Raw genomic sequence first — 12654 nt, 5'->3', positions numbered from 1 at the left:
ACAGGCTCCTCCGCCAGCTTCGATTCGACGCTTGCGGGTGAATTGCGCCAGCATGCGGTCTGGCCCAATCTTTGGATCGGAGCAAATACTCGCGACTTGATTTTGGAGTCGGCCGTTTATCGAAGTCGGACAGGTCAAATGGAGTCCTCCGGGCCGCAACCGAGGGCTTACCTTGGTGTTGTCGGGCTTGGGCGTGGTGAGTTGTCAACATGTCCACCCATCGCACGGCTTGCTCACTATAGGAACGTGCAAGCGGGGCAGCCTGGGACAGCAACGGGAGGTCTGGCGCCTCGTCCTCTAGATGATGACCATGCGCCCATTGGGAGACAGCACGGCCGAATCGATGCCTCGAGCGGAGATCCCGTGTCGGCGAGTGCCATGTTCCACCTCTACCAGCAATGCGCATGCAGAGCTAGGCCCCTTACTTATCAATAAGAGCCACGGGTAGTTACTCCGCAAACTCAGCTACAGTCATGGCGATGAGAGGAACTCTCAGCGAAGTCTTCGACCCCCGGCACAACGCACTGAATGCGTGGCGGCTGATTCTGGCCGGCGGGGTGATACTCCAGCATTCCTGGCCGTTGACGGGCAGGACGATAGAGACACCACTCGCCCAGGTGTTTACGCAAGGGTGGGTGGACGGGTTCTTCGTGGTGTCGGGATTTCTGATCACCGGCTCCTGGCTGAACAATCCGCGATTGCGCGAGTACGCGGCGGCACGGGCCTTGCGCATCTTCCCCGGCTTGTGGATCTGCGTACTGATCGTCGCGTTCGTATTGGCGCCGATCGGTGCGGCGCTGTCCGGTGGCTCGTTGAGGTTGTCGTCGCAGATCGCCTACGTGCTCAACAACGCGGTGCTGAACATCTACTACGCCGATATCGACGGCACCCCTCTGAATGTGCCATGGGACGGCGTTTGGGACGGGCCGTTGTGGACCCTGATCTTCGAGTTGATCTGCTACATCGCCGTGGCGGTGTTAGGCGTCGCAGGCCTACTTCGGCGTCGCTGGACAATCCCGGTTGTGTTCGTCCTGTCGGTTGCCGGGTCTGCGATCGTCGGATATCCGGTCATGGCGCTGGAGACGCTTCCGCAAATGGTGATGCGGTTCGCCGTCGTCTTCTCCGCAGGTGCGTTGTTGTACCAGTACCGGGACCGGATACCCGCACGGTGGTGGCTGGTGGCGGCGTGCGCAGGGCTGGTCGTGACGCTGGGACTGCTACCGAACTACCGGGTCTATGCGGCGCTGCCGTTGGCGTACGCGGTGATCGTGTCGGGAGCCTTGTTGAAGCGACCCCGCCTACGGAACGACCTGTCGTACGGCATGTACATCTACGCCTGGCCGGTGCAGCAACTCCTCGCGGCGGCGGGCTTGATCTGGCTGGACCCGCGCCTGTTCTTTGTGGTGGCCACGGCCTGCACGATTCCGCTCGCCGCGTTCTCATGGTTCGTCGTGGAGCGTCAGGCAATGAAGCTGAAGCGACGCGTACGGCGGCGAGAGTTTGCCGAACAAGCGACGATATAGGGGTTAACCCCCGCAAAGTCGCCCGGGTACCGCCATGTCCTTTCAGCGAGGCATTCCCGTAATTTAACGGCATGGTCGCAACCACCGATCACGAGGCGGAGCCGGTTACCGCCGAGAAAGCGACGCCGGCGCCTCGTCGGATCGGCATCTGGCCCAGCGCATCGATGATCGCCGGCGCGGCGATCGCGGCGCTCTGGCTGTGGTTTCCGATCATGCTCGTGATCTTCGGGATCGCCTCGATCCCTACGGTGATTGGACCGGTGGTCGTCACGATCCTGTTCCTTTACCTGATGCGCGGCGTCGAGTGGCTCGAACGGTTGCGCAGCGAGGCCGTCTTCGGCATGGGCATCCGGGTACCGCCCCGAAAACTGTCCCACCGCAACGGTTTTCCGGGTTGGGTCCACCAGTTGTGGCTCGACCTGGGTAGCACCCGCTTTTGGAAGGGCTGCACGCACCACTTCTTCCGGATGTTCTACGACGCGGCGGCCGGGGGGCTTGCTCTGTTCCTGCTCGCCTTCGCGCTGCTGGCACCCGCCGGAGCGATCGCCGTGACTCGGAGTTCGGCCAACGCCGGGGTGTCGTTCATTCCGCCGGCCCTGGCGTGGCCGTTGGCCGTGATCGCGCTCGTGGCCGCCGTTGCGATCGTGGTGTTCGCGCCTATCCTCGACGCCAAGATCGACCACTGGCTGCTGTCGCCGTCGCCAACTGCGATGTTGAAGCACGAGGTCAACGCACTCGACGACGCCCGACGCGGGGCAATGACCTCCGCCGAGACCGAGCGCTACCGCATCGAACGCGACCTGCATGACAGCGTGCAGCCGCGCCTCGTGTCGCTCGCGATGACGATCGGTCTAGCCCAGACCAAGCTCGAGTCCGACCCGAACGCTGCGAAGTCGCTGATCGCCGAGGCTCACGAGGACGCGAAAACCGCTCTGGTGGAGCTGCGTAACGTCGTGCGAGGCATGGCGCCGACGATTCTCTCCGATCGCGGGCTGGATGCCGCGTTGTCGGCCGTGGTGCAGCGCGCGGCGGTACCCACCACACTGAACGTCGACTTGCCGCGGGACATCCCTCAAGAAGTTGAATCGGTTGCCTACTTCGTCGTGGCTGAGGCACTCACCAACGTCGCCAAACACGCTCACGCGTCGCGGGCCGTTGTCACGGTGCGGCTCGACTCCGAAAACTGGTTGGCCGTCTCGGTTTTCGATGACGGCCGCGGTGGTGCCCACGTGACCGACACCGAGACGGCCACCGGCCTTCGCGGCTTGGCCGAACGTGTCCGCGCCGCCCGCGGTACGTTCACCGTCGCCAGCCCTGCTGGAGGGCCCACGACCGTCACCGCGCTACTGCCATGCGCATCGTGATCGCAGAAGACTCGGCGCTGCTGCGCGCGGGTATCGAACGCATACTGACCGACGCCGGCCATGAGGTCGTCGCCAGCGTTGCCGACGCGACGGACCTTCTGCGCCTGGTCAATGAGACGCACCCCGATCTGGTGATGGTCGACGTGCGGATGCCGCCGACCTTCACGGACGAGGGCATCCGTTGCGCAGCGCTTCTGCGCAGCCAAAACCCCGAATCGCCCGTGCTCGTGCTGTCGCACTACGTCGAAGAGCGATACGCCTCCGATCTGATCAGCTCGGATACCCGCGGCTTCGGCTATCTGCTGAAGGACCGCGTCGCCGACGTACCGGCCTTCCTCGAAGCGGTCACGGTGGTCGGTGGCGGTGGCACCGTGCTCGACCCCGAGGTCGTCTCCCAAATCCTTGCGCGTTCGCACCGTCGTAGCGCACTCGACCAACTCACGCCTCGAGAGCGAGAGGTCTTGCAGCTAATGGCCGAAGGCAAGACCAATTCGGCGATCGCCGCGACCTTGTACATCACGACTGGATCCGCCGAGAAACACATCGCCTCCATCTTCACGAAGCTGGGACTGGCACCTGATGACACCGAAAACCGCCGTGTCCTCGCCGTCCTGCGCTACCTCGAGACTTAACCGAAGGACATAGAGACACCATGACGACGATCAACACGGACCGAGAGGTGGTCGAGGGCGCGATGGCGCTCATCGCAGCCGACGGCGCGTGGACCCAGGGCACCTACTGCCGCGACGCCACTGGCAACCAGGTCATGGCATCTGTCGACAGGCCTGGCGATTGGGTGCGCGTATGCGTGGATGACCTTGGCCAAGGGGGCTTCTCCGCGCGCACCGAACTCGGGGCCACGCCGTACAGCTTCTGTCTGCAGGGCGCGCTACGCACCGCGGCGGGTTACTGGATGCTTCGGGACTCGCAGGCGGTACACGAGCAGATCGAGCGGCTGGAGACGCTGCTGCTGGAGTTGGCCAATTCTGTCGCCGTTCCGGGATGGCCGGCGCTTGACGCCTTCAACGACGACGCGAGCACCACGAAAACCGATGTCGTGCTGCTACTCAAGCACGCCGTCGCTCTCCTGGAAAGGGAGGAGCACCGATGAACGCGATCGACGTGACCACACCCCGGGAGGCCAATTCCTCCGCAGAGGACTCGCCGCCACCATCGCTGACCGGTCGGCAACGAACGGTGATGCGCGTAGTGCTTGTCATCGTCGGATCCTTGCTTGCGCTCGGCAGTTTCGTCAGCCTCGGCGTTCTCGCGTCCGGCCTCGGCGGCACCCGGGTCGTGACGGATACGAAGAACCTGCCGACCGATATGCGCGCGCTGACCATCGTGACCGGCGACGTCCCAGTCACCGTCCACGTCAACACTGACGCCAACGCCAACGAACCCCGTGTCGACCTTCGCCTCGTCACCAACTCTGACGACACACAGCTGGCGGTAACACAGGAAGGCGACGCCAGCCGAATCACGCTCCACGACAGCGGGTCTGGATTTCTCTGGTTCCACCGCACAGGAGAACTCCGGGTCATCCTCCCACCGGACACCGCCCGAAATCTCAGCGTCACAGTCGACCAGGGAGCGGGCTCGCTGTCCGTCGACTCATCCCTTCGGGAATTGGTGGCCCAAACCGATCACAACGCCTCACTCGCCGGATCGGCACGCCTGATCGATGTCAACGCCCGCGGGGATATCAAGACCAGCAGCGCTATCGCCGTCGCCGATTCGTTTAAAGCACATTCAGGGTCCGGAAGCATTTCGACGGAGTTCCGTGCGGCACCGCGCACAACCGAAGCCACCGCCGAAGGTGACGTGAAGGTACAGGTGCCTGGCCCCGATCCGTACCGAGTGCGCGCCGAATCCGCGGAGTCCGATAGCGGAACGCTGGTGACCGTTCCGCAAACACCAGCCCAGGATGCCCCCGCGGTGACGGCCCGCTCGGCGACCGGCAACGTCGAAGTCACCGAGCTTCCCTGAGAACTCCTCGATGAGGGCCGGCAACTTCCAGCGCGATTCGGCCGGTACCCCTGTTCGCACGGCCTCCCCCGATTGGGGCCGTCCGTCAGGCAAGATTGGCTACATGGCCAGTGGTACAGACAGTGGCGGAGCCTCACCTCGAGTTCTCGTCGTCGACGACGATCCCGACGTGCTGGCCTCCCTCGAGCGCGGGTTGCGGCTGTCCGGATTCGACGTGGCCACCGCGGTGGACGGCGCCGAAGCGCTGCGCAGCGCGACCGAGACCCGGCCCGATGCGATCGTGCTGGACATCAACATGCCCGTGCTCGACGGAGTCAGCGTAGTCACGGCGCTGCGCGCGATGGACAACGACGTGCCGGTCTGCGTGCTCTCGGCGCGCAGCTCGGTCGACGACCGGGTCGCCGGCCTGGAGGCCGGGGCCGACGACTACCTGGTCAAACCGTTCGTGTTGCAGGAACTGGTCGCCCGGGTGAAGGCGCTGCTGCGCAGGCGTGGGTCCACCGCGACCTTCTCCTCGGAGACCATCCAGGTCGGACCTTTGGAGGTCGACATCCCGGGCCGCCGAGCCCGCGTCAACGGCGTCGACGTCGACCTGACCAAACGCGAATTCGACCTGCTCGCGGTGCTGGCCGAACACAAGACCGCCGTGCTGTCACGCGCACAGCTGCTCGAGCTCGTCTGGGGTTACGACTTCGCCGCCGACACCAACGTGGTCGACGTCTTCATCGGCTACCTGCGCCGCAAGCTCGAAGCGGGTGGCGCCCCCCGGCTCCTTCACACCGTCCGCGGAGTGGGGTTCGTCCTGCGGACACAGTGATGTCTCTGCTGTCGCGGATCTTCCGCCGAACCCCGTCGCTGCGCACCCGCGTAGCGCTCGCCACCGCCATCGGCGCGGCGATCGTCGTCATCATCGTGGGAACCGTCGTCTGGGTCGGCATCACCAATGACCGCAAGGAACGCCTTGACCGCCGCCTCGACGAGGCCGCCGGCTTCGCGATCCCGTTCCTGCCCCGCGGCCTGGACGAGATTCCGAAGTCGCCGACCAACCAGGACGCGGTCATCACCGTGCACCGCGGCGACGAGGTGACGTCCAACTCCGACGTCGTACTCCCCCAACTCGAACCCGGATACGCCGACACCTACGTCGACGGCGTGCGCTACCGGGTTCGCACCGTCGACATCCCCTACTACCCCGGGCCGATGTCGGTGGCCGTCGGCGCCACCTACGACGCCACCATCGCCGACACCAACAACCTGCACCGACGGGTGATCATCATTTGCGTGTTCGCCGTCGGCGCCGCGTCGGTGTTCGGCTGGGTACTGGCCGCTTTCGCGGTGCGCCCGCTCAAGAGCCTGGCCCAACAGACCCGCCAGATCGATGCCGGCGACGAAGACCCCGACGTCGAGGTGCGCGGCGCCACCGAGGCCGTCGAGATCGCCGAGGCGGTCAAGGGCCTGGTCGAACGCGTGTGGAAGGAACAGGACCGGACCAAGGCCGCGCTGGCCTCGGCGCGCGACTTCGCATCCTCCGCCCACGAACTGCGCACCCCGTTGACCGCGATGCGGACCAATCTCGAGGTGCTGTCCACCCTCGACCTGCCCGAGGACCAGCGCAAAGAGGTGGTGAACGACGTGATCCGGACCCAGTCGCGGATCGAGGCAACGCTCGGCGCGCTGGAACGCCTGGCACAGGGTGAGTTGTCGACCGCCGACGACCACGTGCCCGTCGACATCACGGAGTTGTTGGACCGCGCCGCCCATGACGCGATGCGCGTCTACCCCGACCTGGAGGTGTCGTTGGTGCCTGCGCCGACGGTGATCATCGTGGGCCTGCCCGCGGGTCTGCGGTTGGCGGTCGACAACGCGATCGCCAACGCCGTGAAGCATGGTGGCGCTACCCGCGTACAACTGTCGGCGGTCAGCTCACGAGCGGGCGTGGAAATCGCGATCGACGACGACGGCGTCGGCATCCCCGAGGAGGAGCGCTCGGTCGTGTTCGAACGGTTCTCTCGCGGATCGACGGCGTCGGTGTCGGGCTCGGGGCTCGGCCTGGCGCTGGTCGCACAGCAGGCCGAATTGCATGGCGGCACAGCTTCTTTAGAGGAAAGCCCGCTCGGCGGCGCTCGGCTGCTGCTGCGCCTGCCGGGCCATCAGTGAGCTTTGGCGCCGAGTCTGAACATTTGCGCGAGGATTCGCCGTTTCAACGCGTAAATCTTCAGTTTCGGCGGCAGGTCAGCGGGTCGCCAGCAGGTCGATGACGAAGATCAGCGTCTTACCCGACAGCCGGTGCCCACCGCCGGCGGGACCGTAGGCCTGCTCAGGCGGGATGACGAGCTGTCGACGACCGCCGACCTTCATGCCCGGAATGCCGTCCTGCCAACCCTGGATGAGTCCGCGCAGGGGGAACTCGATCGACTCGCCGCGGTTCCATGAACTGTCGAATTCTTCGCCGGTGTCGTACTCCACGCCGACGTAGTGCACCTCGACGTTGCCGCCGGGCACCGCTTCGGCGCCGTCGCCAACGACCAGATCGGTGATCACCAATTCGGTGGGCGGAGGGCCGTCGGGGAATTCGATTTCGGGCTTCTGCCCTGAACTTGAGGTCACCGCACTCACGGTAGTCGGGCAGACTGGTGCTGTGACCAAAGACCAAGACATTCTCGACCAGGTCAACAGGCTGGTCGCCGAGGAGCAGGAGCTGCGCGCACAGCTCCAGAACCGCGAGATCGACGAATCCGAGGAGCACCGACGGCTGAAGGCCGTCGAGGTGCAGCTCGACCAGTGTTGGGATCTGCTGCGGCAGCGCCGGGCGCTTCGGGAGACCGGCGGCGATCCACGCGAAGCCGAGGTGCGTCCGCCCGATGAGGTCGAGGGCTACCTCAACTGAGCCCCAGTTACGACGTCATCGTCGTCGGCGGCGGGCACAACGGTCTCGTCGCGGCGGCGTATCTGGCGAAGGCGGGTCGTCGGGTTCGGGTGCTGGAGCGACTGGACCACGTCGGCGGCGCGGCGGTTTCCGCGCACGCTTTCGAGGGAGTCGACGCCCGACTGTCGCGGTACTCCTACCTCGTCAGCCTGCTGCCCCGGCGCATCATCGACGACCTGGGCGCGCGGGTGCGCCTGGTGCGTCGCCGCTACTCGTCATACACGCCCGACCCGACGACCGGCGGCCGCACCGGACTGCTCATCTGCCCTACGTCGACGTTCGATGCGATCGGCGCGGCCGCCGACGAATCGCGGTTCGCCGAGTTCTACCGCTGGTGCGGTGGCCTGATCGAGCGGTTATGGCCGACGCTGCTGGAACCGCTTCTGACGCGCACACAAGCGCGCGCTCTCGTCGATGACGAAACCGCGTGGCGGTCGATGGTCGACGAGCCGATCGGGCACTCGATCGCCTCGGCCGTCGACAACGACGTGGTCCGCGGCGTGATGGCCACCGACGCGTTGATCGGGACCTTCGCTCGCCTCGACGACCCGTCGTTGATCCAAAATGTCTGCTTTCTCTACCACCTGCTCGGCGGCGGAACCGGCGACTGGGATGTGCCGATCGGCGGGATGGGCGCCGTTAGCGGTGCACTGACCGCGGCTGCCACCGGCTTTGGCGCCGAAATTACCTGTGGCGCAGAGGTGTACGCGGTCGATCCCGAGGGCGAAGTGCGCTACCGCTGCGGTGGTGTCGATGGCACCGTCCAAGGCGACGTTATTCTGGCCAACGTGACTCCGACCGTGCTCGCGGGCTTGCTGGGTGAGCAACCGCCGGAGTCGACGCCGGGTGCGCAGGTCAAGGTGAACCTGATGCTGCGGCGCCTACCGCGATTGCGCGACGACGCAGTCACACCCGAGCAGGCGTTCGGCGGAACGTTCCACATCAACGAGACGTACCGCCAACTGGACGCGGCTTACGGGCAGGCGGACCACGGCGTTGTGCCGGACCCGCTGCCGTGCGAAATCTACTGCCACTCGCTGACCGATCCCTCGATCCTGTCCGATGAACTGCGCGCTGCCGGTGCGCAGACGCTAACGGTGTTCGGCTTGCATACCCCTCACCACTTGGTGTCCTCCGGCGATCCGGATCGAATGCGCGACTCCTTGACCTCTGCGGTGCTCAATTCGTTGAACTCCGTTCTGGCCGAGCCGATTCACGATGTGCTAATGGAAGACTCGGCTGGCCGGTTGTGCATCGAGACGAAGACGACCGTCGACCTCGAACACTCGCTCGGCATGACGGGCGGGCATATCTTTCACGGAGCGTTGACGTGGCCGTTCGCCGAGGATGACGAACCACTGGACACCCCGGCTCGACGCTGGGGCGTGGGGACCGCACATGAGCGAATCCTGTTGTGCGGATCGGGTTCACGTCGTGGTGGCGGAGTATCAGGTATCGGTGGACACAATGCCGCGATGGCGGTGCTGGAGCGTTAATCGGCCGACAGCTTGGCGAGTATCTCGCGCAACGCCTCGACGTCGGCTTGGTCCAGGTTCGCCAGGGACTCGGGCGCCGGGTCGTCGACCGCGTCGATCTTGGCCACCATGGCGCATCCCGCATCGGTGAGCGACACTCGCTTGCACCGGCGATTCTCCGGATCCACCTGACGCACCACCAACCCGCGCCCCTCCAAGTCGTTGACCGCGACCGTCGCGGCCGGCGCGTCGATGGTCGCCGCGTGCGCCAACTCCTTGACGGTCATCGGCCGTCGGCTCAACCGCCGCAGGATGCGCACCCTGCTGAACGGCAACCCGGAGTGCTCGACGATCGCCCGCTTCCAGCTGTCGTGGTTCTCGACGACGAACGTCGCCATCGCCCGCCACGCCTCGTCTGCCCCTCGATTACCGGACATCGGCCGTCACCAACGGTTCCAGTCGATCGGCAGACCGCAACGCCCTGCCGGACGTCGAGTAGAAGCCGAGCACGATGATCACCACCCCAAGCACCGCGCAGATCATCCACAGCGGGCGAGCGGCCTCCGCGAACCCTGGGCCCGTCGCGGCCAGCGCGCCGCCTGCGACCGAACCACACAGTGCCACACCAATACTCACGCCGACCTGCCTGCTGGTCGATGCGATCGCCGACGCGGCCCCCGCCCGGTCGGTCGGCATGCCGCTGACGGCGGCGTTGGTCACCGGCGCGTTGACCATCGAGAACCCGATGCCGAAGACAGCGAAGATCACGAGCAGCTGCCACACCGGTGTCGTCGCCGACAGCTGGGCGAGCATAATCGTCGCCGCCGTGATGAGCACACCCGCAGACAGCAGCGAAGGTCGGGCACCGAACCGCCCCACCATCCGGCCGGACAACGGCGAAAACATCAGTGCCCCAACGGCTATCGGCAGATAGATCAACCCCGTGTGAAACGCCGAGAAACCGCGCGCGTCCTGCAGGTACAGCGACATCATGAACAGGAACGCACCCCACGACGCGAATGCGCACACCGCAATCATCGTCGCCGACGCAAACGGAATGCTCCGGAAGAACCTTAGATCGATGAACGGGTCCCGCCTGCGAGCCTCATAAGCCACGAAGCCGACGAAGGCCGCGACCGCGCCGACCGCCACGGCGACCGTACGAACGTGTCCCCATCCCATGACCGGTCCCTCGATGAGCACGAAGACGAGGCCGAACAGGAACGCCATACCCAGCAGCTGGCCGATCGGATCGACGTCGCGCATGGTCAGCGACTTGGACTTCGGGACGAAGATGACGGTGAGCAGGATCGCCACCGCGCAGATCGGCAGATTGATCCAGAACACGGCGCGCCAGTTGATCCACTCGATGAGCACACCGCCGACGATCGGCCCCGCGGCCATCGAGATGCCGACGACACCGCCCCATATGCCGATGGCCCGGGCGCGTTCCACCCTGCCGGTGAACACCTGCGTGATGATCGACATCGCGACGGGGTTCATCATCGAGCCACCGATCGCCTGGAGGAAGCGGGCGGCGATCAGCGTCTCGATGTTGGGCGCCAGGCTGCACAGCAGCGACGCGACCGCGAACACCGTCAGCCCGATCTGGAACGTGCCTCGACGACCGAACCGGTCTGCAGCCGCTCCCGACAGCAATAGCAGCGAGGCCAACACCAGCGTGTAGATGTCGATCACCCACTGGAGCTGCGACCCGGTGGCGTCGAGGTCGGCGCGGATGTTGGGAATCGCGACATTGACGATCGTCGCGTCCATCGACACGATCAGCAGGCTCAGGCAGCAGGTCACCAAGATGGTGGCCTTGCGCCGAGCGCTCATTGACCGGACGACGGTTTCATTCACCCAACAATTGTGAAACTACAACTGTTCTCCCGGCAAGCTGCCAAGGCGGTGAGATTCGCGACGCCGATTGTGGGCTTACGCCACGCTCCGGACGCCCAGAACGTGCGGGTAACCCACGTTCGGCGCGGGGGAGGCAGCACAGGCGGGGGAGGCGGCGCAGGAGGCAACCTAGTTAGCGGCTGCTGACGTCCTTGTAGTCGCGCTCGGTGTAACCGGTGTAGACCTGGCGCGGACGGCCGATCTTGCCGCTGCCCTCGTCGTGCATCTCCCGCCAGTGCGCGATCCAGCCGGGCAGCCGGCCGAGCGCGAACAGCACGGTGAACATGCGCGTCGGGAAGCCCATCGCCCGGTAGATCACGCCGGTGTAGAAGTCGACGTTCGGGTAGAGCTTGCGCTCGATGAAGAAGTCGTCGGTGAGCGCGGCTTCCTCGAGAGTCCGTGCGATGTCCAGCATCTCGTCGTCGCCGCCGAGCTTGCCGAGGATCTTGTCGGCCTGCTCCTTGACGATGCGGGCGCGCGGGTCGTAGTTCTTGTAGACCCGGTGGCCAAAGCCCATCAGCTTGACGCCGTCCTCGCGGTTCTTCACCTTCTTGATGAACTCGTGGACGTCGAAGTCGGCCTGGCGGATCTTCTCCAGCATCTCCAGCACCGCCTGGTTCGCGCCGCCGTGCAGCGGGCCCCACAGCGCGTTGATGCCACCGGAGATCGACGTGAACAGGTTGGCCTGCGACGAGCCGACCAACCGCACCGTCGACGTCGAGCAGTTCTGCTCATGGTCGGCATGCAGGATGAACAGCATGTCCAGCGCGCGGACGATCTCGGGATCGACCTCGTAGGGCTCGGCCGGGAATCCGAACGTCATCCGCAGGAAGTTCTCGACCAGCGTCAGCGAGTTGTCCGGGTACAGGAACGGCTGGCCGGCCGACTTCTTGTAGGCGTACGCCGCGATGGTCGGCAGCTTGGCCAGCAGCCGGATCGTCGACAGCTCGACCTGGTTGTCGTCGAACGGATCCAGCGAATCCTCGTAGTACGTCGACAGCGCGTTGACCGCGCTGGACAGCACCGGCATCGGGTGGGCGTTGGCCGGGAACCCGTCGAAGAACCGCTTGAGGTCCTCGTGCAGCAGCGTGTGCCGCTGAATCCGGGTGGTGAACTCCGCGAGCTGTTCCTTGGTGGGCAGCTCACCGTAGATGAGCAGATAGCTCACCTCGATGAAGTTCGACTTCTCGGCGAGCTGCTCGATCGGGTAGCCGCGGTAGCGCAGGATGCCGGCGTCGCCGTCGATGTAGGTGATCGCACTCTTGGTCGACGCCGTGTTGACGAAGCCCTCGTCGAAGGTGGTGTAGCCGGACTTGGCCAGAAGTGAACCCAGCGCGATGCCGTCAGCGCCTTCGGTGGCGGAAACGATGTCAAGGTCGAGCGTGCCACCGGGGTAGGAGAGGGTGGCTTGCCCTTCCCCACTCTTCGCGTTATCGGCCACGAGTTTCCCTTCGTCGCTGCTGGGAGTATTCGGA

At 65.3% G+C, this 12654-nt stretch carries 13 protein-coding genes; 9 read left to right on the top strand and 4 right to left on the bottom strand.

Annotation, left to right across the window (positions count from 1 at the left end):
• The first annotated feature begins 479 nt into the window (after positions 1-479).
• From CEX87_RS18400 to CEX87_RS18370, 7 genes are all read left to right on the top strand, one after another.
• On the top strand, positions 480-1523 hold the full coding sequence (locus CEX87_RS18400) for an acyltransferase family protein (RefSeq protein WP_094288586.1): 1044 nt from the start codon (positions 480-482) through the stop codon (positions 1521-1523).
• Positions 1524-1594: 71 nt separating this feature from the next.
• Entirely contained in the window at positions 1595-2887 is a 1293-nt protein-coding gene (locus CEX87_RS18395; RefSeq protein ID WP_094288502.1) for a sensor histidine kinase, read from the top strand.
• Complete coding sequence (locus tag CEX87_RS18390) at positions 2875-3519, top strand: response regulator transcription factor (RefSeq protein ID WP_094288500.1); 645 nt, start codon at positions 2875-2877, stop codon at positions 3517-3519. Before CEX87_RS18395 ends, CEX87_RS18390 begins: the two co-directional genes overlap by 13 nt.
• Positions 3520-3539: 20 nt before the next feature.
• On the top strand, positions 3540-3998 hold the full coding sequence (locus CEX87_RS18385; RefSeq protein WP_064396412.1) for a DUF6197 family protein: 459 nt from the start codon (positions 3540-3542) through the stop codon (positions 3996-3998).
• Positions 3995-4876, top strand: a complete 882-nt coding sequence (locus CEX87_RS18380) for a hypothetical protein (protein ID WP_064396414.1) — start codon at positions 3995-3997, stop codon at positions 4874-4876. The genes CEX87_RS18385 and CEX87_RS18380 overlap by 4 nt, the downstream gene beginning before the upstream one ends.
• Before the next feature lie 103 nt (positions 4877-4979).
• On the top strand, positions 4980-5693 hold the full coding sequence (gene prrA, locus CEX87_RS18375) for a two-component system response regulator PrrA (protein WP_064396416.1): 714 nt from the start codon (positions 4980-4982) through the stop codon (positions 5691-5693).
• Positions 5693-7033, top strand: a complete 1341-nt coding sequence (locus CEX87_RS18370; RefSeq protein ID WP_094288498.1) for a HAMP domain-containing sensor histidine kinase — start codon at positions 5693-5695, stop codon at positions 7031-7033. Before prrA ends, CEX87_RS18370 begins: the two co-directional genes overlap by 1 nt.
• 75 nt (positions 7034-7108) lie before the next feature.
• Here the strand turns inward: CEX87_RS18370 and CEX87_RS18365 are convergent, their stop codons facing one another.
• Complete coding sequence (locus CEX87_RS18365) at positions 7109-7492, bottom strand: FKBP-type peptidyl-prolyl cis-trans isomerase (protein WP_198957251.1); 384 nt, start codon at positions 7490-7492, stop codon at positions 7109-7111.
• Positions 7493-7514: 22 nt separating this feature from the next.
• Here CEX87_RS18365 and CEX87_RS18360 point away from each other — a divergent pair, with 22 nt between their 5' ends.
• Both CEX87_RS18360 and CEX87_RS18355 read left to right on the top strand, forming a co-directional pair.
• Complete coding sequence (locus tag CEX87_RS18360) at positions 7515-7763, top strand: DUF2630 family protein (RefSeq protein WP_094288496.1); 249 nt, start codon at positions 7515-7517, stop codon at positions 7761-7763.
• The gene (locus tag CEX87_RS18355; protein ID WP_094288494.1) at positions 7760-9298 is read left to right on the top strand and encodes a phytoene desaturase family protein; all 1539 of its coding nucleotides are present in this window, start codon (positions 7760-7762) and stop codon (positions 9296-9298) included. Before CEX87_RS18360 ends, CEX87_RS18355 begins: the two co-directional genes overlap by 4 nt.
• Here CEX87_RS18355 and CEX87_RS18350 read toward each other — a convergent pair.
• The 3 genes from CEX87_RS18350 to CEX87_RS18340 all read right to left on the bottom strand — a co-directional run bounded on the left by CEX87_RS18350 (position 9295) and on the right by CEX87_RS18340 (position 12620).
• On the bottom strand, positions 9295-9714 hold the full coding sequence (locus CEX87_RS18350; protein ID WP_094288492.1) for a MarR family winged helix-turn-helix transcriptional regulator: 420 nt from the start codon (positions 9712-9714) through the stop codon (positions 9295-9297). The genes CEX87_RS18355 and CEX87_RS18350 overlap by 4 nt on opposite strands.
• Positions 9704-11116: an MFS transporter gene (locus CEX87_RS18345; protein WP_198957256.1), complete on the bottom strand. Its 1413-nt coding sequence runs from the start codon at positions 11114-11116 to the stop codon at positions 9704-9706. The genes CEX87_RS18350 and CEX87_RS18345 overlap by 11 nt, the downstream gene beginning before the upstream one ends.
• 196 nt (positions 11117-11312) lie before the next feature.
• Positions 11313-12620, bottom strand: a complete 1308-nt coding sequence (locus CEX87_RS18340) for a citrate synthase (protein WP_082680721.1) — start codon at positions 12618-12620, stop codon at positions 11313-11315.
• Between the last annotated feature and the right edge of the window lie 34 nt (positions 12621-12654).

The sequence above is a fragment of the Mycobacterium lehmannii genome (assembly GCF_002245535.1).
Taxonomy (GTDB): domain Bacteria; phylum Actinomycetota; class Actinomycetes; order Mycobacteriales; family Mycobacteriaceae; genus Mycobacterium; species Mycobacterium lehmannii.
The sequence above is the reverse complement of the archived record's forward strand: the minus strand, read 5'-3'. Positions and strand labels throughout refer to the sequence as shown.